This is a genomic window from Pseudomonas sp. GW821-FHT07F05 (assembly GCF_059418765.1).
In genome coordinates, this window is sequence record NZ_JBWKQL010000008.1 from 136280 (window position 1) to 159510 (window position 23231).

Annotated in this window: 18 protein-coding genes; 6 read left to right on the forward strand and 12 right to left on the reverse strand. The window is 60.9% G+C overall.

The window, feature by feature from the left end; translation table 11 throughout:
* Positions 1–295: 295 nt before the first annotated feature.
* The 8 genes from AC07RO_RS17565 to amaB all read right to left on the reverse strand — a co-directional run bounded on the left by AC07RO_RS17565 (position 296) and on the right by amaB (position 10322).
* Positions 296–1066: an SDR family oxidoreductase gene (locus AC07RO_RS17565; protein ID WP_192171072.1), complete on the reverse strand. Its 771-nt coding sequence runs from the start codon at positions 1064–1066 to the stop codon at positions 296–298.
* A gap of 770 nt (positions 1067–1836) precedes the next feature.
* Positions 1837–2553: an ABC transporter ATP-binding protein gene (locus AC07RO_RS17570; protein WP_065987777.1), complete on the reverse strand. Its 717-nt coding sequence runs from the start codon at positions 2551–2553 to the stop codon at positions 1837–1839.
* Entirely contained in the window at positions 2550–3425 is an 876-nt protein-coding gene (locus tag AC07RO_RS17575) for an ABC transporter ATP-binding protein (RefSeq protein WP_192171073.1), read from the reverse strand. The genes AC07RO_RS17570 and AC07RO_RS17575 overlap by 4 nt, the downstream gene beginning before the upstream one ends.
* Positions 3425–4720, reverse strand: coding sequence for a high-affinity branched-chain amino acid ABC transporter permease LivM (gene livM / locus AC07RO_RS17580; RefSeq protein WP_192171074.1), 1296 nt, complete (start codon positions 4718–4720; stop codon positions 3425–3427). Before livM ends, AC07RO_RS17575 begins: the two co-directional genes overlap by 1 nt.
* A gap of 2 nt (positions 4721–4722) precedes the next feature.
* Positions 4723–5637 carry an ABC transporter permease subunit gene (locus tag AC07RO_RS17585; RefSeq protein WP_037015668.1) on the reverse strand — a complete coding sequence of 305 codons (915 nt, stop codon included), beginning with the start codon at positions 5635–5637 and terminating at the stop codon, positions 4723–4725.
* Positions 5638–5821: 184 nt separating this feature from the next.
* Entirely contained in the window at positions 5822–6958 is a 1137-nt protein-coding gene (locus tag AC07RO_RS17590; RefSeq protein ID WP_495086680.1) for an ABC transporter substrate-binding protein, read from the reverse strand.
* A gap of 356 nt (positions 6959–7314) precedes the next feature.
* A complete protein-coding gene (amaA, locus tag AC07RO_RS17595; protein ID WP_495086681.1) occupies positions 7315–8598 on the reverse strand; it encodes an L-pipecolate oxidase in 1284 nt (427 codons plus the stop codon).
* Positions 8599–8831: 233 nt separating this feature from the next.
* Positions 8832–10322, reverse strand: a complete 1491-nt coding sequence (amaB, locus tag AC07RO_RS17600) for an L-piperidine-6-carboxylate dehydrogenase (protein WP_495086682.1) — start codon at positions 10320–10322, stop codon at positions 8832–8834.
* 156 nt (positions 10323–10478) lie between these two features.
* Here amaB and AC07RO_RS17605 point away from each other — a divergent pair, with 156 nt between their 5' ends.
* The 4 genes from AC07RO_RS17605 to AC07RO_RS17620 all read left to right on the forward strand — a co-directional run bounded on the left by AC07RO_RS17605 (position 10479) and on the right by AC07RO_RS17620 (position 14954).
* The gene (locus tag AC07RO_RS17605; protein WP_495086683.1) at positions 10479–11384 is read left to right on the forward strand and encodes a LysR family transcriptional regulator; all 906 of its coding nucleotides are present in this window, start codon (positions 10479–10481) and stop codon (positions 11382–11384) included.
* Between the two features lie 302 nt (positions 11385–11686).
* Positions 11687–12886 (forward strand): nicotinate phosphoribosyltransferase, encoded by a 1200-nt coding sequence (gene pncB / locus AC07RO_RS17610; RefSeq protein ID WP_192171079.1) that lies wholly within the window; start codon positions 11687–11689, stop codon positions 12884–12886.
* Positions 12887–12946: 60 nt separating this feature from the next.
* Positions 12947–13774, forward strand: coding sequence for an NAD(+) synthase (gene nadE, locus AC07RO_RS17615; protein WP_495086684.1), 828 nt, complete (start codon positions 12947–12949; stop codon positions 13772–13774).
* 151 nt (positions 13775–13925) lie between these two features.
* Positions 13926–14954 carry a DUF1338 domain-containing protein gene (locus AC07RO_RS17620; RefSeq protein ID WP_495086685.1) on the forward strand — a complete coding sequence of 343 codons (1029 nt, stop codon included), beginning with the start codon at positions 13926–13928 and terminating at the stop codon, positions 14952–14954.
* Here the strand turns inward: AC07RO_RS17620 and azu are convergent, their stop codons facing one another.
* Positions 14955–15401, reverse strand: coding sequence for an azurin (gene azu, locus AC07RO_RS17625; protein WP_495086686.1), 447 nt, complete (start codon positions 15399–15401; stop codon positions 14955–14957).
* A 186-nt stretch (positions 15402–15587) separates the two neighbouring features.
* Between azu and AC07RO_RS17630 the strand changes: the two genes are divergently transcribed.
* Both AC07RO_RS17630 and AC07RO_RS17635 read left to right on the forward strand, forming a co-directional pair.
* Positions 15588–15716 (forward strand): hypothetical protein, encoded by a 129-nt coding sequence (locus AC07RO_RS17630; RefSeq protein ID WP_346629326.1) that lies wholly within the window; start codon positions 15588–15590, stop codon positions 15714–15716.
* Positions 15717–15826: 110 nt separating this feature from the next.
* Positions 15827–16057, forward strand: coding sequence for a hypothetical protein (locus AC07RO_RS17635; protein ID WP_192171083.1), 231 nt, complete (start codon positions 15827–15829; stop codon positions 16055–16057).
* 147 nt (positions 16058–16204) lie between these two features.
* On the opposite strand, the gene AC07RO_RS17640 is transcribed toward AC07RO_RS17635, so the two are convergent.
* The 3 genes from AC07RO_RS17640 to AC07RO_RS17650 form a co-directional block, all read right to left on the reverse strand.
* Positions 16205–17101, reverse strand: a complete 897-nt coding sequence (locus AC07RO_RS17640) for a transglutaminase family protein (protein WP_192171084.1) — start codon at positions 17099–17101, stop codon at positions 16205–16207.
* Entirely contained in the window at positions 17101–19602 is a 2502-nt protein-coding gene (locus AC07RO_RS17645) for a circularly permuted type 2 ATP-grasp protein (RefSeq protein WP_495086687.1), read from the reverse strand. The genes AC07RO_RS17640 and AC07RO_RS17645 overlap by 1 nt, the downstream gene beginning before the upstream one ends.
* Before the next feature lie 136 nt (positions 19603–19738).
* Positions 19739–23032, reverse strand: coding sequence for a transglutaminase family protein (locus AC07RO_RS17650; protein ID WP_495086688.1), 3294 nt, complete (start codon positions 23030–23032; stop codon positions 19739–19741).
* Positions 23033–23231: the final 199 nt, after the last annotated feature.

Sequence of the window (23231 nt, forward strand, 5' to 3'; positions counted from 1 at the left end):
CGCCCCCGGTGGGAGCGAGCTTGCTCGCGAATGGGCAGGTACATCCGCTAAAGATTCAGCGATTGAAATGCCGTCTTCGTGAGCAAGCTCACTCCCACATGGATGGCGCTCGGCACCTGATTCTGCGCCTTACTCAAACCCGTGGGAGCGAGCTTGCTCGCGAATGGGCAGGTACATCCGCTAAAGATTCAGCGATTGAAATGCCGTCTTCGTGAGCAAGCCCACGCTCACATGGACGGCGCTGCTTTCTAAAACGCGCCGCGTGCCGGGCGGCGCTAATCACCTAAAACCCTACTTACTTCTCCCCACGACTGCGATCAATCGCAAAGCCGGCCCAGGTCTGGCTCACAGGCATCAGCTCCAGGCTGTTGACGTTGACGTGGGCCGGGGTGTTCATGATCCAGAAGATAGTGTCGGCGATGTCCTGGGGCTGGATAGGCTCTGCACCCGCATAGGTCGCGTCGTACTTGGCCTGATCGCCGCCGAAGCGCACGAGCGAGAACTCACTCTCACACAACCCCGGCTCTAGGTTGGTCACGCGTACGCCGGTGCCGACCAAGTCGTTGCGCAGGTTCAGCGAAAACTGTCCGACGAACGCCTTGGTGCCGCCATACACGTTACCGCCCGGGTACGGATAATTCCCCGCCACCGAACCAAGATTGACGATGCTGGCCCCGCGGCCGTAAGCGATGAGGCGTGAAAGCAGCGTGCGCGTCGTGTAAACCAGCCCTTTGACGTTGGTGTCGATCATGGTGTCCCAGTCATCCAGATCGCACTTGGGTGCAGGATCGATGCCCAGCGCCAGGCCAGCGTTATTGATCAGGCCACGAATCTTCGCGAATTCAGCCGGCAGGCTTTCCACAGCGCGCTCCACGCCTGCGCGATCTCGCACGTCCAGCGTCAGCGTGTGCACCTTGGTCTGTTTCGACAATTCAGCGCTCAGCGCCTGCAAGCGGTCTTCACGGCGACCGGTCAGCACCAGCGACCAGCCCGCCTCGGCAAAACGACGGGCGCAGGCTTCGCCGAACCCGGAAGTGGCCCCGGTAATGAATACGGTAGAGGTCATTTCTTTCTCCTGACTAAAGATGCGGGCTTATCAAGCCAAGCGGGAATGTCACGCATGCTGCGTTGCGTGTAAGAAGGTTCTGGAGAATGCCCGCGCAGACAGGCCGGGATCAAGCACCATCAGCAACATCGTCATACAACTGCTTTGCTGTATAAAAAACAACCAATGACTCCAAGGCCTTATGCCATATGGCCTGCAGACACTTTTGCCCACCTTATCCACAGTCAGACAACCATTTTCTGGGGGCAACTCGAAACGCCGGAAGCCCCGGCATACGGGGCGTGTGGGTAACTCGAACGATGTTTTTACTTGACCGGCCATGGGCCATCTGCCGTCCAATTCCCCCGGGACTTGGGTGCGCGGACAGGAATGACGCGTCGAGGCCAGAGACTGCGCTATCTGCGGCGGTCTTTCCAACGGTTGCGCACAGACTTATCCACAGGGCGGATCTACATAAAGACTGTATAAAAAACCAGCCGGAACAACGTTGACAAACCCCCGCAAAATACCGGCCGAAACGGCTGATCAAAAATTGATCAGAAGGCTGTAAGCCACGTAAACTAAGGCCTGCAGCCAGCTGCTGACAACTTATTCACAGTCACCTCCACAGTAAAACTGAACAAGTCAAAAGCGTGACAAAACAGCGATTTGCAGCGGCTATATGTCGCGTTTTCGCAACTGCCCAAAATTGTTTTCCACAATTCGACTTCCTCACAAAAAAGCCCCGGGAGTTATCCACCCGGGGCTTGTTTTAACAGCAGGATCAAGAATCAATGACCGCCGAGATAGGCGTTCCTGACCTCCTCATTGGTGAGCAATTCCTTACCCGTGCCGGTCAGACGGATCTCGCCGTTGACCATCACGTAAGCGCGGTCTGACAGCTTCAGCGCATGGTTGGCGTTCTGCTCGACCAGGAAGATGGTCATGCCGGTCTGCGCCAGCTCACGCAGCGTCGCGAAGATCTGCTTAACGATGATCGGCGCCAGCCCCAGGCTCGGCTCGTCCAGCAACAGCAACTTGGGACGGCTCATCAGCGCGCGGGCGATGGCGAGCATTTGCTGCTCGCCGCCGGACATGGTCATTGCCCGCTGGTTACGACGCTCCTTGAGCCGCGGAAACATCTCGAACATGCGTTGCATGTCTTCGCTGGCGTGTTTGTCGCCGATGGGGATGGTGCCCATCATCAGATTCTCTTCCACCGACATGTCCGGGAACACGCGGCGGCCTTCCGGCGATTGGGCGATGCCGTTGGACGCGATGTAGTGGGACGACTTGTGGGTGATGTCGGTGCCCTGATAGATGATCTGGCCGCTGGCCGCCCGTGGCTGGCCGAAGATCGACATCAGCAGCGTGGATTTGCCCGCGCCGTTGGAGCCGATCAGGCTGACCGTCTCGCCCTCGTCAATGTGCATCGAGACTTTCTTCAGGGCCTGGATCGGCCCGTAATACACGTCGATCTCTTTCAGTTCGAGGATCGGCTTACTCATACCAACTCCTCTTCATCAGCGCCCAGATATGCCGCGATCACTTTCGGATCGTTTCGGATCTGCTCCGGTTTGCCCTTGGCGATCACGTTGCCGTGGTCGAGCACGACGATGTCGTCGGAAATCCCCATGACCATGCCCATGTCGTGCTCGATCAGCACGATGGTCATGTCGTGATCATCGCGCAGGTGGCGAATCATGCCGCTCAACGCCTCGGTTTCCTGAGGGTTCAGGCCTGCTGCCGGTTCGTCCAGGCAGATGACCTGCGGACGCGTGCACATCGCCCGCGCGATCTCAAGACGGCGTTGCTGGCCGTAGGAAAGCTCACCGGCCAGACGGTTGGCGCAGTCCACCAGATCCACCACTTCGAGCCAGTAAAACGCAGTGTTCATGGCGTCGTCTTCGGCCTTGCGATAGGCCTTTGTGTTGAGGATGCCGGCGAGCATGTTGCGGTTGACCCACATGTGCTGTGCGACCAGCAGGTTCTCGACGACGGACATTTCCTTGAACAGACGAATGTTCTGGAAAGTACGCGCCAGCCCTGCACGGTTTACCAGGTGCGTGCCGCCGAACATCTTGTAGTACAGCCGGCTGCCGAAGCGCTTCGGCGAAGCGAAGTCGGCGGCGCGAAACTGCTCGCCGAGCAACTGAATGACGTTGGTTTTCTTGCCCCGCGCATTGAGCTCGATGCGCCCGCCGGTGGCTTTGTAAAAGCCGGTCAGGCAGTTGAATACCGTGGTCTTGCCGGCGCCGTTCGGGCCGATGAGGGCGAAGATCGAGTTGCGCCGCACTTGCAGGCTGACGTCGCTGAGGGCCTTGATGCCGCCGAAGTGCATCATCAGGTTTTCGACGGACAGAACGATTTCGTCGCTCATCACGCGCCCTCCACTTTGGCCAGCACGCCTTTGCGTGGCTGCACGCCGGTACGGCTGATGCGAATCAGGCCACGGGGACGCCAGATCATCATCAGCACCATGAGGATGCCGAACAACAAGACGCGGTATTCCGCGAAGCTGCGCAGCAGTTCCGGTGCGACGGTCAGCACGAACGCCGCGATGACCACGCCGACGGTCGAGCCCATGCCGCCGAGCACGACAATAGCGAGGATCAGCGCCGACTCGAAAAAGGTGAACGAGGTCGGGTTGACGAAGCCTTGATAACTGGCGAAGAACACCCCCGCCAGACCCGCCGTCGACGCGCCGATGGTGAAGGCCGACAGCTTGACCAGCACGTGATTCAGGCCCATGGAGCGGCAGGCGATCTCGTCTTCACGCAGCGCTTCCCACGCGCGGCCTACCGGCATGCGGGTCAGGCGGTGTTTGACGTACAGCACCGCCAGCACCACCAGAAACAGCACGGTGTAGATGAAGATGAACTTCAGGTCGGGGTTGTATTCGAAGCCGAAATACTCGTGGATCGGGATGCCGCCGTCTTTGGCGCGACGCCCGAATTCCAGCCCGAAGAAGGTCGGCGAAGGCACTGGCACGCCGTTCGGTCCGCCGGTGAACGACAGCCAGTTATTGAGCACCAGACGGATGATCTCGCCGAAGCCCAGGGTCACGATCGCCAGGTAGTCCCCGTGCATGCGCAGCACCGGAAAGCCGAGGATGCAACCGGCAAGCGCCGCTGCAATCGCTGCCAGCGGCAACGCCGACCAGAACCCCAGGCCCAGATACTGATAACCCAGCGCCAGGCCGTACGCGCCAATTGCATAGAAGGCCACATAACCCAGATCGAGCAAACCGGCGAGGCCGACCACGATATTAAGGCCCAGGCCCAGCAGCACGTAGATCAGGCCGAGGATCACCACGGTCAGCACGTACTTGTCAGCGAAGATCGGGAAGATCACTGCGATGAGAATCATCAGCGGAATGATAAAACGCAGGCGCGTCTTGTAACCCGGCGGCAGCACGTGCACGCCGGAGCCCGAGCTTTCGAAGCTCTGCGCGATGGCCACGCCCTTCGGCGTCTGCAGGAACAGGCTCATGAAGAAACGACCGACAACGACAACGCCGACGAGCACGGCGACGCGGCCCGGTTGCAGGTTGAAGCCATAGCCATCCAGCACGATGCCGACAATCGGGCCGAACACGATCAGCGCCAGCAGCCCGGCGATCACCGCGTCGATCAGGCTTTGTTTGATATCAATGGGTTTAGTAGGTGCAGACATGGTTATACCTTCGCCACAAGTGGGCGACCCAGCAGGCCTTGGGGACGGAAGATCAGAATCACTACCAGCAGGCCGAAACTGAACACATCTTTGTAGTCGGAGTTGATCAGACCGGAGAACTGCGACTCGGCAACCCCCAGGATCAGGCCGCCAAGCATGGCCCCCGGCAACGAACCAATGCCGCCGAGTACCGCTGCGGTAAACGCCTTGATGCCGATGACGAAGCCGGCGAAGAAGTCGAAGGTGCCGTAGTTCATGGTGATCAGCACGCCGGCCAATGCCGCCATGGCCGCACCAATGACGAAGACGTAGGAAATCACCCGGTCGGTGTTGATGCCCAGAATCGAGGCCATCTTGCGATCCTGTTGCGTGGCGCGGCACATCCGGCCCAGCTTGGTGTATTTGATGATGTAGGTCAGTACGCCCATGCCGACGAAGGCAGCGATCAGGATGAAGATTTTGGTGTAGGTGATCTGTACGAAACCGCTGCCGACATCGAAGCGCATGGCGCCTTCGAGCAGGGTCGGAACGCCTTGCTGGCGTGGGCCCTGAGCGATCTGCGCGTAGTTCTGCAGAATCAGGGAGATACCGATCGCGCTGATCAGTGGCGCCAGACGGGTCGAGTTACGCAGCGGTTTGTACGCCACTCGCTCGATGACGAAACCGTACACACCGGTGACCACGATGGTGAAGATCAGTGTGCCAAGAATCAGAAAGGGGAATGACTCAACGCCGAAGAAAGACAGCACGGCAAGGCCGATGGCTGCGAGGTAGGCGGAGATCATGTACACGTCGCCGTGGGCGAAGTTGATCATGCCGATGATGCCGTAGACCATCGTGTAACCGATGGCGATCAGGCCATAGACCGAGCCCAGTGTCAGGCCGTTGACCATTTGCTGCAGGAAAATACCGTCCATCACGCACGCTCACGAACTTGAAAGGCCGACCTGGCGCGCGCGACCATTCCCTCGTGAGGAATAGAACGGCGCACACAGTGGCAACAGAAGAAATCCGGCGCCGCCGTCAGACAGCGCCGATTACCGGATCAGGCTGTTTCCTGGCTCACCCCCGGGAAACAGCAGATCCGACTAAGCGCTTAACTCACTTCTGCTTTTCGAGCTGGTGGTATTTGCCGTCCTTGTCCCACTGGTAAACCACGTAGTCAGAGACTTTCAGGTCGCCCTTAGTGTCCCAGGCTTTCTCGCCCATGACGGTTTTGACCGGGTGAGCCTTGAGGAACTTGGCAGCGTCTTCGCCTTTGTTCGACTTGGCGCCGTTGAAGCCAGCGGCCAAGGCCTGAACCGAAGCGTACGCGTAGAGGGTGTAGCCTTCTGGCTCGTAACCGGATTTGCGGAACTGCTCAACCACGGCCTTGCTGTCTGGCAGCATGCGCGGGTCGGCGCCGAAGGTCATGTACACGCCATCGACGTATTGCGCGCCGCCAGCGGTGGTCACCAGTTCGTCGGTCACGACGCCGTCGTCAGACATGAATTTCACGTCTTTCAGGCCTTGTTCACGCAACTGGCGAACCAGTGGACCGGCTTCCGGGTGCAGGCCGCCGAAGTAAACGACGTCAGCGCCGGCGCCACGAATCTTGGTGACCAGGGCGCTGAAGTCTTTCTCGCCACGGGTCAGACCTTCTTGCAGCACAGGCGTCACGCCGCGCTTGGTCAGCTGATTGGCGGTGGCGTCTGCCAGCCCTTTGCCGTAGGTGTCCTTGTCGTTGATGACGGCGATCTTCTTGCCCTTGAGCACGTCGACGATGTAGTCGCCGGCAACGATGCCTTGCTGATCGTCACGGCCGCACATACGGAACATGGCGCTCAGGCCGCGCTCGGTAACGGTCGGGTTGGTGGAGCCAGGGGTGATCGCGATGATGCCGGCTTCGTCATAGACTTCCGACGCCGGGATGGTTGAGGAGGAGCAGAAGTGACCGACAACGCCGGCAACTTTGTCAGACGCCGCCTTGTTGGCAACGGCAACGGCCTGTTTCGGTTCGCACGCATCGTCGTAGGCGGTCAGGACGATTTTATCGCCGTTGACACCGCCCGCAGCGTTGATGGCATCGGCAGCTGCTTGAGCGCCCTTCATGTATTGCTCGCCGAACGAGGCATTGGCGCCGGTCATCGGGCCAGCAACGCCGATCTTGATGTCGGCTGCCTGCGCAAATGAAGCCGCACCCATGGCAGTAGCCACGGCGAGTGCAAGAAAGCCTTTTCTGTAGAACGTCTGCGACATGAGTTGGTGCTCCTGGGTTTTTTAATTAGCACTGCGACCACGAAGCTGCTGCGAGCAAGTGGCGTGCCATCGGTTTTTTATTCTTGAGAAACTCGTCGTTTTGTTGCTATCCGACTGATTTCTGCCCATTTTCACAGGGCGTGCAACCGTCTAAACCGCGCAAGGTGCAACCTTGCGACTTTAAAAGAGCAACCGCAGGGAAGCAGGCGCGCAACCGCGCCGCCTTCACCTGTACAACCCTGTTGTTACAGCCTGCGTCACCGAACTGCACACCGTCGGTGCGGATCCGCTACGGGACGCACCATTTGAGGGTAGTGGATGTAGGAGAAATCGTTGTTTTGAAGAGAAAATTCTTCTCAGATCACGATTCTGAGGCACTGGCCCGCATGGTATAGCGAAAAGCCAGCCTCGTACAAAGAACTGCGCAGTCCAACGGCCGCCAGCGGCTGCATCTGCGCAAAGGGGATGGGTAAGACACTGGCGTTGCCGCTGCACAGATAATCGGCGAAGGCTTTGCCAACCACCGTCCCTGTGGTGTTGCCGCGTCCGTTGTAACCGGTGACAGCGACCAGTCCTGGTGCAGGCTCGAACATTCGCAGCAAGTGATCGGGCGTAAACGCGATGCAGCCGGTCCATGTGGATTCCCACTCCACTGATTTGAGGTACGGGAAATAATGCTGTTGCACGCGATCGGCCCACGCCTTCAAAAACCAGCCGGGCTTCTGATTGCCATTGCCCAGACTGCCCAACAACAGCCGACCATCCGCATCCCGACGAATGCTGCTGAGCACCTGCCGCGTGTCCCAGGAACCCTGCCCGCCTGGCAAGATCTGCCGGGCAGCGTCTTCGGTCAGTGGCGCCGAGGCCACTTGATAGTAATAGCCGGGGAAGAAGTTGCGTCGCAGCTCGGTCCACTCGCCCTCGGTGTAGGCGTTGGACGCGATAACAACTTGCTCGGCAAGCACCGCGCCGTTTTGGGTGATCACGCACCAGCGGGAGCCCTGACGTTCAAGGCGTTTGACCGGCGAGTGATCGAAACGCTGACCGCCCAATTGCGTGACGGCCGCCGCCAGCCCGCTGGTGTAGGCCATCGGGTTGATGGTGCCGGCGCGGTGATCGAGCAAGGCGGAGGTGATTTCGGTGGTGCCGGTAGCTTCCTGACAAGCCTTGCCGGTGAGCAATTCCACAGGCGCGCCGCGACGTTTCCATTGTTCCTCACGGCTGCGCAAGTCCAGCTCACCCTTGGCGTTGTGGGCCATGTGCAGCGTGCCTTTGCGCGTCGCCTGACACTCGATGCCGTACTTTTCGATCAGACTGAATACCAGCGACGGCGCATTGCCGAGCATGGTGTTGAGCTGGCTGCCGACTTTCTCGCCGAAGCCGGCTTCAATCTCGTCAGGCGGAATCCACAGGCCGGCGTTGACCAGTCCTACGTTCCGGCCGGACCCGCCCTGCCCGGTGCGATGGGCTTCGACGACAGCGACGGTCTTGCCCTGCTCAAGCAGATGAATGGCCGCCGACAAACCGGTGATGCCTGCGCCGATGACGCACACATCGACAGTCACTTCCCTGCGCAACGCGGGCGCTTCCGGCCTTTGCGGCGTCATCGTTTCCCACAGACATTCTTCGCGTAACGGCATCGCAAACCCTCGGAAAGAGACAGCCAGACCTGATCGTTCCCACGCTCCGCGTGGTAATGCAGCCGATGACGCTCCGCGTCACTACAAGCAGGCGCAGAGCGCCTATCGAGGGCGTGCCCACGCAGAGCGCGTGGGTACGATCACCTAAATCTGTGGGAGCGACCGGGGTGGCGCTCCACCTTGCTCGCGAATGAAGTCAACGCGGTGCGATGACTACACTCCTTCACTGCTAATCAATCAAACGTAATCCCCTGCGCCAGCGGCAGTTCGCGGGAGTAGTTCACCGTGGCGGTCTGGCGACGCATGTAGCCCTTCCACGAATCCGAGCCGGACTCGCGACCGCCGCCGGTTTCTTTCTCACCACCAAACGCGCCACCAATCTCTGCACCACTCGGGCCAATGTTGACGTTGGCAATGCCGCAATCGCTGCCCAACGCCGAAATGAACTGCTCGGCCTCGCGCACGTCAGTGGTGAAGATGCAGGACGACAAACCTTGGGGCACGTCGTTGTTCAGGCGCACCGCCTCGCTGAATTCTTCGTAGCCCACGACGTACAGAATCGGCGCGAAGGTTTCGCTGCGCACCACATCGCTCTGCTCCGGCATTTCGACGATGGCCGGCGAGACGTAGTAAGCGTTGGGAAATTTATCTTCCAACTGGCGCTTGCCGCCAAACACCTTGCCGCCTTCGCTTAACGCCTGTTCCAGCGCCTCCTGCATGTTTTCATAGCTTTGCTTGTCGATCAGCGGACCGACCAGATTGCCTTCCAGCGGATGCCCGATACGCACTTTGGCGTACGCCGCTTTCAAGCGCTCGACGAACTCGGCCTTGACCGACGAGTGCGCAATCAGACGACGCAGGGTGGTGCAACGCTGACCCGCCGTGCCGACAGCGCTGAACAGCACGGCACGCACGGCCAGGTCCAGATCGGCACTCGGGGTCAGAATCATCGCGTTGTTGCCGCCCAGCTCCAGAATGCTGCGGGCGAAACGTGCGGCGAGTTTCGGCGCCACTTCGCGGCCCATGCGCGTGCTGCCGGTGGCGCTGATCAGCGCGACGCGGGCGTCATCCACCAACGCCTCACCGGCTTCGCGGCCGCCGACGATGCATTGGGTGAGGTACTGCGGAGCGTCCGAGAACTCAGCGGCGACTTTATCGAACAGTGCCTGGCAGGCCAGCGCCGTCAGCGGGGTCTTTTCCGACGGCTTCCAGATCACCGAGTTACCGCAGACCAGCGCCAGTGCGGTGTTCCACGACCATACCGCAACGGGGAAGTTGAACGCGCTGATGACGCCGACGACGCCCAGCGGGTGCCAGGTTTCACGCATGTGGTGGCCCGGGCGCTCGGAAGCGATGGTCAGGCCGTACATCTGACGCGACAGGCCGACGGCGAAGTCGCAGATGTCGATCATTTCCTGCACTTCACCCAGCCCTTCCTGTGTGATCTTGCCGGCCTCCCACGACACCAGCTCGCCCAGGTCGGCCTTGTGCTTGCGCAGCGCTTCGCCAAACAGGCGGATCAGCTCGCCACGCCGGGGCGCAGGGACTTTGCGCCACGCTTCGAAGGCGTGGTCGGCGCGGGTGGTGCGCTGCTCGACTTCGGCGGCGCTTTCCCAGTTCACCGACGCCACCTGACTGCCATCGATAGGCGTGTGAACAGGCTTGTCGCCCTGTTGATAAAGCGCGGCATCGACACCGAGTCGGGTAAGCAGGTCGTTGAGCATGGTTTCTCCTGAAACTGATCGTAAGCGCGAAAGCGGAATGCCAAATATGGGTTATTTCGTCAGCCTCTAGTAATAGCTGGCGGGCGGCACTGCAACAAACGACGATTAAGCGAGATATCATTCCGTTTTTTCATGCTGACGCTTAACGAGCCGAATATGCTGAGCAAACGCCATCTCCCGTCGGTCACCGCGCTGCAATGTTTTGAAGCGGTGACCCGCCACCTGAGTTTTACCCGCGCGGCCGAGGAGCTGAACCTCACCCAGAGCGCGGTCAGCAAGCAGGTCGCCCAGTTGGAAGAATTGGTGCAACACCTGTTGTTTCGAAGGGTTCGTCGGCGCCTGCAATTGACGCCAGCCGGTGCGCTGTACCTGGGCGAAGTGCGCAAAGTGCTCACGCAGATGGAAATGTCGACGCACTTCCTGCGTTCCTACGGCGGCGAAACCGAAGTCCTGCGGGTGTCGACACCCTCGACCTTCGGTGCCCGCTGGCTGGTGCCGCGACTGAAGGGCTGGCGCATGCGTCATCCGCACATTCATCTGGATCTGGTCAACGAACAGGAAAGCGATGACCTCGCCCAGAGCCGTTGCGACCTGTCGTTCTATTTCGGCGGTGGCGCCCGACCCGGTGCCGAGAGCGTGAAGCTGTTCAGCGAAGAGCTGATCCCGGTCTGCGCCCCCGGCAGTTTACCGATTGAGCCCTTCACAGATCCTACGCAGTTGACCGATCTGGTCCTGCTGCAAAACGCGCATCGTCCCCAGGCCTGGCATGACTGGTTCGAGAGTCAGGGCTACCAGACGGAACACAGCTACCACGGCCCGCGTTTCGAAACGATCTACATGTGCATTCGCGCGGCGCAAGTGGGATGCGGCGTCGCGCTGCTGCCCCGGTTTCTGGTCGAAGAGGAACTGGCTGACGGCAAACTGATCATCCCATGGCCCCATGCTCTGCCGAGTCAGGACGCCTATTACCTCGCCTACCCGGAACACGCGGCCGAAGTGCCGAAGATCCGCGTGTTTGTGGAATGGATGCTCGAACAGCTCAACGAGCCAACGCCGCAGTGAGTTAGGGAGTCCCCGCCTTTCGCACTGGATACACGCGGTGTTCGTAGGACCGGCTTCAGCCGGGAAGAGGCCCTTTTGCATACGATCACATCTGCGGCGTGACCACCGACGCCTTCCCGGCTAAAGCCGGTCCCACAATCGCTGAAACATTTCTGCCCCTCTTCCACGACGACTGGCATTATGTCGGCCATCGTCAATAACAAACCGGACGTACCGCCACAGCGCTACCGCAAGGTTGTATGCGACACCCAATTGAATCCCGGGCCGCACCTTGGCGGCCCGCTGCTGGCTGGAGCGACACAATGAGTGAGAGCGCTTTCGCGGACCGCATCGTGCAGAACCTGCTCGATACCGACCTCTATAAGCTGAGCATGATGCAGGCCGTGCTGCACAACTACCCCAACGTCGAAGTCGAGTGGGAGTTTCGCTGCCGCAACGGTGAAGACCTCAGGCCGTATCTGGCCGAGATCCGCCATCAGATCGAGCAGCTCTGCGAACTGTCGCTGAGCATCGAGGAGACCGGTTTCCTCGAACGCATCAACTTCATGAAGCCCGACTTCCTGCGTTTCCTCGGGCTGTTCCGCTTCAACCTGCGCTACGTCCAGACCACCATCGAAAACGACGAACTGTGCATCCGCCTGTCTGGCCCATGGCTGCACGTGATCCTCTTCGAAGTGCCCGTTCTGGCCATCGTCAGCGAAGTCCGCAACCGACACCGCAACCCGGAAACCTTGCTCAGCCAGGCCCGCGATCAGCTGTACCGCAAGTTCGACTGGCTGACCGCCACCGCCACCGCCGATGAACTGGCGGAACTGAAAGTGGCTGACTTCGGCACGCGCCGGCGCTTCTCCTACGCGGTGCAGGAAGACGTGGTTTCAGTGTTGAAAAAGGATTTCCCCGGCCAGTTCGTCGGCACCAGCAACGTGCACCTGGCGCGCAAATTCGACCTCAAACCCCTTGGCACCATGGCCCACGAATGGATCATGGCCCATCAGCAACTTGGCCCGCGGCTGATCGACAGCCAGATCGCCGCGCTCGACTGCTGGGTGCGTGAGTACCGAGGCCTGCTGGGTATTGCACTGACCGACTGCATCACCACCGATGCCTTCCTCGGTGATTTCGACCTGTTCTTTGCCAAGCTCTTCGACGGACTGCGCCACGATTCGGGCGATCCTGTGCAGTGGGCCGAAAAATGCATCCGTCATTATCAGAAGCTGGGCATCGAGCCGATGAGCAAGACGCTGGTGTTTTCCGACGGTTTGAATCTGCCCAAGGCGCTGGAAATATTCCGCGCGCTGCGGGGTCGCATCAACGTCAGCTTCGGGATCGGCACCAACCTGACGGCAGACATTCCGGGGATCAAGCCGATGAGCATCGTGCTGAAAATGACCGCCTGCGCCGGCCAGCCCGTGGCAAAGATTTCCGACGAGCCCGGCAAAACCCAGTGCAAGGACCCGGAGTTCGTGTCCTATCTGCGCCACGTATTCAAGGTGCCAGCCTGAGTCGAGCACCGACCGCCGCCCCTTTTCCATGCCATTCCTTTTTTGCTCAAGGAGTCAATCATGCAAGACGTACAGCGCGAGATCGCCCGGCAGCTCAACGTCCAGCCGCCTTTCGCCAATGACGAAGCGCTGCAGGCGGAAGTCAGCCGCCGCGTGCAATTCATCAAGGACTGCCTGAATAACGCCCGCCTGAAAGTGCTGGTGCTCGGCATCAGCGGCGGCGTGGATTCGCTGACAGCGGGTCTGATGGCCCAACGTGCCATCCGCGAGCTGCGTGAAAGCACCGGCGACAATGCCTACACCTTCATCACCGTACGCCTGCCGTACCACATCCAGCACGACGAACATGAAGCCACGGCATCGGTGGATTTCATCAACCCGGACGAGCGCCACACGGTGGACATCGCGCCCTCGGTGAAAGCGCTGGTTGATCAGATCAAAGCCTTCGAAGGCCAGGCCGCCAGTGCCGTGGATTTCGTAAAAGGCAACATCAAGGCCCGGACGCGGATGGTCGCGCAGTACGCCATTGCCGGCGTGAAAGGCGGTCTGGTCATCGGCACCGACCACGCCGCTGAAGCGGTCATGGGCTTCTACACCAAGTTCGGCGACGGCGCCTGCGACCTGGCGCCGCTGAGCGGTCTGGTGAAGAATCAGGTCCGCGCGATCGCCCGCAGCTTCGGCGCCCCGCAAAACCTGGTCGAGAAAGTCCCCACCGCCGACCTCGAAGAACTGGTCCCCGGCAAACCGGACGAAGCGGCCCACGGCATCAGTTACGCAGAGATCGACGCCTTCCTGCACGGTGAGCCGGTGAAGCAGGAAACCGCCGACATTATTGTCAGCACTTACCGCAAGACCCAGCACAAACGGGATCTGCCGTACGCGCCATAAGGCTCGGCAATGAAGATGCCCGATGGGTTTGGATGAAAATCCATCGGGCAGCATTCAAAAACGGAATGAACCCGTTATTTCTTTTCGCTTGATGGCGCTCGCCATCACGGCTTACATAGCGCTCTGACTTCCCCGCCCAGAGCCGCTATCCATGACTGCTTTCCAAGGCCTCTTCTCCCTCGTTGCGTCCACCGTCGGCCAGCCCGCTGCGGCATGGCTCGAACACCGCGTCGAGGTGCCTCAGGCGCTGAGCGGATTTTCATGGTCTGACGAGGCGGTCCATCGGGTCTGGCTCGCTGAAGCGTTGAACCTGTGCCTGTTCCACAAGCTGGTGGAGGCCGTGCCTGACGGACTTCGCTACGTGGACGAGCAATCCGAGGGCGGCCGCAAGGTGGTGTTCGACCACGGCGCCATCCGCACCGTCGACTGGGCGGACAACGGCGAATTGCCGCGCGGTCGTCAGGCCTTCTCGCGCCTGCTCGAGCCGCTGGGTTTCACCGATGTGCGCACCTATCCGTTGACCAAACTGAACATGACCGGCTGGGGCTATCGCCAGATGGACCTGCCCGAAGACATCGCGCAGTTCTTCGTCTCCGAACTGCACCCCGGCCGACTCAGTCAGCCGTTTCAAGAGGCGGTCAGCCGTGTCGTCGGTTCGAGCCGCGACCCGTTGAGCCCGGAAGACCTGAGCATCCTCAATCGCCTGCGCACCACCCGCCATTGCAGCGTTTCCGAAGCCACGCAGCTGCTACCGGCGCTGTATCGCGCGTTTGGCCGCCAACACGGCGTCGTTCGGGAAGATGACTATCGCAAGCTACTCAGCGAGAGCGCGGAAATGGCATGGATCGCCACCGAAGGCAACAGCTTCAATCACCTGACCGATCGGGTGGTGGATCTGGAAGCGACAGTGGCCGAACAGCATCGGCGCGAGCGGCCAATGAAGGACAGTATCGAGGTGTCAGGTTCGGGAAGGGTCATGCAGACCGCGTACAAGGCCTGCACCGTAAACCGAGTGCTGTTGAACGCCGAGGGCGTCGTGGTGACGCACAAGGTGCCGGGCTCATTCGTGGAGTTCATTCAGCGCAAGATCGACCCTGACAACGGCAAGATCGATCTCAACTTTGACAGCAGCAACGCCCAGGGCATCTTCAAGATGACCGACTCGAAGCAGGCCCAATGATCACTTCAGCGTGACAGTGCCTTTCATCATGCCGATGTGGCCCGGGAACGAGCAGAAGAAGCCATATGCCTGGGCCGGATCCAGCTTGGATACGTCGAACGTGACCGCATCCGACTCGCCTCCGCCGATGACTTTGGTGTGGGCAATAACGCGCGCGTCACCGTCCTTCAGATAATCATTGTCGATGCCGACGCTCATGCCGTCATTGGCGATCTGCGACATGTCATCGAATTTGCTGATGACCAGGTTGTGGCCCATGACCGCCTTCGGCAGGCTGCCCGTATGTTTCAGGTTGACGGTGAACTGCTTGCAGCTCTTGTCGATTTCAATCGCCTTGGTGGTGAACGTCATCTGGTCGGTGGAATCGACTTCGACCGAGCATTCGGCCGCCAGCAGGTGCCCACTGGCCAAAGTCAGAACGGATGCAGCGACAAGCTTGCGAATCATGGTGCGTCTCCAGGTGGGGTAGCCTTTGATTTCGTATACAAAGACAGCCCTGAATTAGAACAATTCAACAACCGTTATTGCCGGTCATCTCGGCACGGCCTCTATCAGGGCCATCGAGACAATCAAACAGTCAGCGCTAAGATGGCTGCATAAGATCGCCCTGTCACCCACCTTCAGGACGATCCCATGCAACTTTCCAGCATTTTCCGCAGCTTGCTCGCCGCTTACGCCTGCGGCGCATCGGGCAATTACGACCGCGCCAGCCAGGATTACGGCGTCTATAAACGCGCGGTTTTCAACGGCTGCGACCTGTAATGGCGGGCGACTGACCGTGATTGATGATCGGGTGAGGAAAAATACCACGCCGGTTTTGCACCATTCTCAGGCAGAATGTGCTGACTTATCGTCTGCCTCGAGGACTGCCCATGGCCAAACCCAACTATTCCTTCGCCAAACGCCAACGTGATCTGGCAAAAGAGCAAAAGAAAGAGGAAAAAGCACAGCGCAAGCAGGCCGAGAAGGCTGAAGCAGAGGCTGGAGAAGGTGCAGTCGTAGACGGCGAAAACGCCGAAGGCGCCACTGAAGCTGAACACTCTACCGATGCTGAAGGCTCCACCGAAGTAAAAGGCTCCGCCGAAGAAAAGCCTGCTGAGTGATCATCTGATTCAGCGCAATGGGATGGATGAACGCGAAAACCTGTAGGAGTGAGCTTGCTCACGATGGGATTTTCGCCATGATCCATCCATTGGCTGACACCCCGATATCGCAAGCGCGCTCACAGCCCCGTCGATACCAACGCCCGCCTAACCCGTAATCGGCATCACCGTCACCCGCACTTCCGGATCGTGGCTCCCGCCTCCCAGAATCACCCCCCGCAATGGCGACACGTCAGAAAAATCCCTCCCCCACGCCAGACTGATGTGCTCAAGCGCAGGCTGAACGTTGTTGGTCGGATCGAAATCCACCCACCCCAACACCGGACAGAACACCGACACCCACGCGTGGGACGCATCGGCGCCAATCAGCCGTGGCTGGCCGGGCGGCGGCTGGGTCAGCAGATAGCCGCTGACATACCGCGCCGCCAGCCCGCGCGAGCGCACGCACGCCAGCATCAAATGAGCAAAGTCCTGACAGACACCTCGTCGGGTTTCCAGCACTTCCACCAACGGCGTGGCCACCTGAGTCGCCTCGCCATCGAACGTGAACTCTTCGAATATCTTCTCCATCAGCGCCTGCGCGCACAGCAGCATCGGCCGTCCGGCGGGAAAGCAGCTGGCGGAGAATTCGACGAAGGTCTGCTTCAAATGCACGTAAGGCGATTCGAAGCGATACCGGCAGGCGTCAAGGATATCCGGCGCCATCCTCGAGGCGCTGTAGGTCAGTCGATGCTGCGCCTCGTCCCATGGAGCGGACCCATTGAAATCCAGCTGCGGCCGTTCCAGCACTTCAATGCGCAGGCGCGCGTTGACCTGCAGCTCATCATGGGGACGTTCGAACGCCAGGCGCGTCAGCGGATTGCCGAACACGTCCAGCTCATCACGGCGGGTGGTCGGGGTCGGGCTGATGACCAAATGCTGCTCAAGGCAGCGCTGCCAGGGACTGCGCCGTGGCCACAGATGGGCGAGCTGCTGGGCCAGGGAAACCGGGCTGTCGTATTTGTAGTGGGTGTCGTGGAGGACTTGATACTGGGCGCTGTTCATCAGACCGACACCGTGCGCTGGCTGACATCATCGACGTGGGCGAAATGACGCAGCGCGAGCCGGTCCGAAACGTGGCCGCTGGTCTCGCCGATGGTTTGCAGCAGATCCGCCAGCCCATCCAGTGCTGCCTTGATGCTGCTCTCACCGAACAACCCTTCTTCCAGGCAACCCAGATCGAACACCGCCAGCCGCTGAATCAGCGTCGCGAGGCTGTTGTCTTGAGGCACACCGAAATCCTCGTTCATGCGCTTCACCGAGCGGGCCACCAGCTTGAGCTGAAACAACACCGCGTGGGGGTTCTGGTCGTCCAGCACCAGCAGGTCGAGCACCGGGATCAACTGCGGCAGGGCCAGATAGCGCGAGCGGTAGGTGATCCCGCTGTTGCCCAGCTCCAGCAGCCCGTCCAGGGCGTCCTGGTGAAACACCGCCTCGCTGCGCAGGAACGCCGCCAGCGTCGTACAGAGAAACTGCAAGCGCTCGATGCGCCGCCCTATCATCAGGAAGCGCCAGCCCTCGTCGCGGGTCATGTCGTCCAGGGCAAAACCGGACAGCGCCGCCAGCGACATTACCAGCCGGTTGAGGAAATCCAGCAACTCACCGAAATCAGGGCTCTCGGTCTCCAGGCTCAGGGCTTCACGCTGCAATTCCACCAGCGCCTGCCAGTTCTCGCGGGACAACTTGCCGCGCACCTGGGACGCCGCCCACTGCAGGCGCTGCAAATTGGAACGCAGGCTGAACGGCCAGTCATCACCCAAAAGCGCTTCAAGCAAACGCTCATGCAGCTCGCTCGGCTCATCTTCGTCCTGGAGCGGAAGCAGATTCAACCGTTCGGCCAGCTCGACCGCTGCTCGCAAAGCGACTGGATCATCGCCGTCGACATAGCGCGTCAGCATGATCCGCAGCAGGCGCGCGCTGTTGTCGCATCGCTCGCAATAACGGCCGAACCAAAACAGGTTTTCCACCACACGCGACGGTAGATACGGGTCGCGACGGATCAGGTCGTGCACGCCCAGCGAGTGACGGTTTTTCCACGGTTCACTACCCAGGGGGCGCTCGCCAAGAATCCAGGTGTCCTTGCTTGCGCCGCCGCGCTGCATCGACACCACGTCAGCGTCGGCATCGGCCGCCACGCGGGTCAAGCCGCCCGGCAGGACGCGATAGCCATCGGCCGTTGCCACCGCGTAAACGCGCATGCCGATGGCGCGGGGCTGCAGCTGACTGTCCTCACCCTGCCAGACTGGCGCGTGGGACAACTGCGCCAATTCCTGCGCGACGTAGGCATAAGGCCGGGCTTGCATACGCGCGCCAAGGGCCTGGCGGTCATCGTCGCTGAGATCGCGGCCGAAGACCGGGGCGAAACTCTGGGACGGGAACGCAGGCTTGATAAGCAGCTCCGGCATCTTCTCCAGCGCCTGGGCCAGCACCGGCGGCTCGCCGCACCACCAGGTGGCGATCGACGGCAGCAACAGCTCTTCACCAAATAAGTGTTCATTGATCTTTGGCAGAAACCCCAACAGCCCCGGCGATTCCAGCACGCCGCTACCCAAGGCATTGGCGACCAGCACGCGGCCCTGTCGCACCGCTTGAAGCAGGCCCGGCACGCCCAGCGCGGAATCCGTGCGCAGTTCAAGTGGATCGCAAAAATCGTCGTCCAGACGGCGCATGATCGCGTGAACACGACGCAACCCGCTGAGGGTTTTCAGGTACACCGTCGCGTCACGCACGGTCAGGTCACTGCCTTCCACCAATGGATAACCCAACTGACCGGCCAGATACAGATGCTCGAAATAACTCTCGTTGAAACGCCCAGGTGTTAGCAGTACCACCAGCGGGGCTTCGTGGCTGGTGGGTGCCTGGCGCGCGAGAGTTTCCTGCAGCGACCGGAAGAAATTCGAGAGGTGCTGGACTTGCAGATCCCGGTACAACTCGGGAAACGCCCGCGACACGATCAGCCGGTTTTCCAGCGCGTAACCCGCACCCGACGGCGCCTGAGTCCGGTCGGCCGTGACCCACCAGCGACCGTCGGGCGTGCGCGCCAGGTCAACCGCATACACATGAAGAAACGTGCCTTCAGGCGGCTTTACGCCCTGGCATGGCCAGAGAAAGTTGTTGTGGCCGAACACCAGCTCCGCCGGCAGCAGACCTTCGGCGATCAGTTCCTGCGGGCCGTAGAGATCAGCCAGCACGGCATTGAGCAAACGCGCGCGCTGGGCGATGCCGGCCGCCAGTGGCTGCCACTCTTCCATCGGAATCACGTGGGGCAGCATGTCCAGTTCCCAAGGACGATCGGCGCCCTTGGGGTCGGCGTAGACGTTATAGGTGACGCCGTTTTCCTGAATCTGCCTGGCGAGCAGCGCCTGACGCTGGATGAGCTGCCCAGGTGTGCTGCGCTGGAGATGCTCGTACAGCCGCTGCCAATGCGGCCGAACGGCGCCGCTGGCATCCAGCATCTCGTGGTAGGTACCCGGGGTGAGCGGATAGTGGTCAAGCAGGTCTGGCATGGAAGGCTCGGCAGACAACAAAAGGACTCGAATCAACTGCGCTCAGAGTAGCGCAGACAACATGACACGCAGGGGCGCTTTCCATGTTTAGACGTGCGGCACGGCGACCTGACCCCACGTCAGGCCGCCGGCGCGATTACCGATGCAGGCGCAAATCCAGGGTCATCGGCAGTTCATCGTTGAGGGTTAGCGTGGGGACGTCCAGTTTGCCGGGACTGTGTCCCACCCGGAAGAACCGCGCCAGACGTCGGCTTTCCGCTTCGTTGGCGTTCACCGGCAGGGTTTCGTAATTGCGCCCGCCAGGGTGGGCGACATGATACTCGCAGCCCCCCAGCGAACGCTGCATCCAGGTGTCGAGAATGTCGAAAACCAGCGGCGCATGCACCGGGATCGTCGGCTGCAAGGCATTGGTCGGCTGCCAGGCGCGATAACGCACCCCCGCGACGAACTCGCCTACGCGCCCGGTCGGTCGCAGCGGCACCGGCACACCGTTGCAGGTGAGCATGTAACGCTGCGGCGGCAGGCCGGTGACCTTCAGCTGCAAGCGCTCAAGGGATGAGTCCACATAACGAACCGCGCCACCCGCTGCACCCTCCTCGCCCAGCACGTGCCAAGGCTCCAGGGCCTGGCGCAGCTCCAGCTCGATACCGCTGACGGTGTAATCGCCGACCTTCGGAAAGCGAAACTCCAGATGCGCCGCGAACCACTCCGCGCGCACGGGATAACCGGCGCTGTTGAGCTCGGCGATGACGTCGGCGAAATCCTGCTCAATGAAATGCGGCAGCATGAAGCGGTCGTGCAGCTCGGTACCCCAGCGCGCCAGTTTCGCCGGTGCATAGGGTTCGCGCCAGAAACGCGCGACCAGTGCCCGCAGCAACAGCTGCTGCGCCAGACTCATGCGTGCGTGGGGCGGCATCTCGAATGCGCGCAATTCCAGCAGGCCCAAGCGGCCGGTCGCACCGTCGGGCGAGTACAACTTGTCGATGCAGAATTCGGCGCGGTGGGTGTTGCCGGTCACGTCGATCAGCAGATTGCGCAGCAGCCGGTCCACCAGCCACGGCGCGCATTCTTCGCCCGGCGCGGGCATTTGCGAGAAGGCGATTTCCAACTCGTATAACGAGTCGTTGCGTGCTTCGTCGACACGCGGTGCCTGGGAGGTCGGGCCGATGAACAATCCAGAGAACAAGTAGGACAGCGACGGGTGGTTATGCCAGTAACTCAACAGGCTGCGCAGCAGATCCGGCCGGCGCAGGAAGGGCGAGTCGCCCGGCGTTGCGCCACCGAGGACAAAATGGTTGCCGCCGCCGGTGCCGGTGTGGCGCCCGTCGATCATGAATTTCTCGGTGGTCAGCCGGGTCAGACGCGCCTGTTCGTAGAGAAACTCGGTGCGTTCGACCAGCTCATCCCAGGTGGACGACGGCTGCACGTTCACTTCGATCACGCCCGGATCCGGGGTAATGCGGAAGTTCGCCAGACGCGGATCGCTCGGCGGCTCATACCCCTCCAGCAACACCGGGCAGCGCATGTCCTCGGCCGTCGCTTCGATGGCGGCGACCAGTTCCAGATAGGCCTCAAGGGATTGCAGCGGCGGCATGAACAGATACAACCGCCCGCCCCGTGCTTCGGCGCTCAAGGCGGTGCGGGTCAGCCAATCGGCGGACTCGTCGATCTCGGGTTCGCGCTCGACGCCCGGGTCGCCCTGCTCTGCCAGGCCGTCCAGTCGCGACTGAACCTCGTCGCGGTCGGGCAACTCTGCAAATGCCTGATTGTGGTCGGTCGGGTGGATGTAGGGATACTCGGCAGCCTTGACCCAAGGCTGGGAAGCCAGTGGCAGGCGATAGCCCAGCGCGGAGTCCCCCGGCACCAGCCGGCAATGCTCGTCACGCAGGTACCAGCGACCGCTCTGCCAATGATCGTCGGCGGCGGTTCGCGCCAGCGGCAGCACGTGGCCGATGATGGTGTCCAGCCCTTGGGAAAACACTTTGCGCAGGCGCTCGCGTTCGAGCGGGTCTTCAAGACGCGAAGCTTCGGCGCTGACGTTTTTGGGCAGCGCGCCCTCACGCCACAGGTAATAGAAACGGTCTTCGTAGGCCGGGAAAACGTAGCGCGCCGGCAGCTTCAGCCGCTCGGCCACGCTACGCAGGAAACTGCCCGCCATTTCGCTGTCGGCGCCGTAGTCCCGGGTTTCGTCAGCGACCAGCGCGTTGTTGCGCCACACCGGTTGCCCGTCCTTACGCCAGAAGCAGTTCAGCGACCAGCGCGGCAATTGCTCACCGGGGTACCACTTGCCCTGACCAAAATGAACGATGCCCTGGGGCGCGTAATGGTCCCGCATGCGTTGATAAAGCTCAGCGGAGAGCAGACGCTTCTTCGGCCCCAGTGCGGCGGTGTTCCATTCATCGCCGTCACGGTCGTCGATGGACACAAAGGTCGGCTCGCCGCCCATGGTCAGGCGCACGTCGTGTGCCATCAGGTCGTTATCAATCTGCCGGCCCAGCGCCTGAATGTCCTGCCACTGCTCTTCGGTGTAGGGCTTGGTGACGCGGGGCGCCTCCCAGATGCGCCGCACCGACATCTCGTGGGTGAATTCGGTGTTGCAGGGCTCGACCATGCCACTGATCGGCGCCGCCGAAGACGGCTCGGGGCTGCACGCCAGCGGAATGTGACCCTCACCGGCAAACAAGCCGGACGTAGCGTCAAGGCCCACCCAGCCAGCGCCGGGCAGATACACCTCGCACCAGGCGTGCAGATCCGTGAAATCAACGTCGGTGCCGGACGGTCCATCCAGCGCCTTCACATCGGCTTTGAGCTGAATCAAATACCCGGACACAAACCGCGCAGCCAAACCCAGATGTCGCAGTAACTGCACCAGCAACCAGGCGGAGTCGCGGCAGGAACCGGAAGCGTTTTCCAGGGTGTATTCGGGCGTCTGAATGCCCGGCTCCATACGAATCAGGTAACCGATGTCATTGGCCAGACGCTGGTTGAGGCCGACCAGAAAGTCGATCGCCGGAATCGGCGTGCGGTCGATGCTGTCCAGATACGCCTGGAATCTTGGGGTCAGCGGCAGCTTTTCCAGATAGGGCTGCAGCTCGTGATGCTCTTCGCGGGCGTAGGTGAACGGGATCTTCTCAGCGTAGGGCTCAAGGAAGAAATCGAAGGGGTTAAACACCGCCATTTCGGCGACCAGGTCCACCTCGATGCGCAACTCATCAGTCTTTTCCGGGAACACCAACCGCGCCAGGTAATTACCCTGCGGGTCCTGCTGCCAGTTGATGAAATGGTTTTCAGGAAGGACTTTCAGCGAATACGACAACACGCGCGTGCGGCTGTGGGCCGCCGGGCGCAAGCGGACAATCTGCGGACCCAGCTCAACCGCGCGTTCGTAGCGGTAATGCGTGACATGGTGCAAGGCAATGTGAATCGACACGGCGTGCCTCCTGCGAGCCTGGACGGTAACGGAGCTGCGCAAGACTTATGCCACCCCGGCAAATCAGGCGCCTCCGGCGTGGAGGTAGCTTGTTCAGCCAAGCACAGCACCAAAATCGCGCCCGCTTCAACGAATGGTGCAAGGGTCGCACGGAAATGAGGCGGGTGGGGTTATTTGCACCGGAATGCAAAACGCCAGC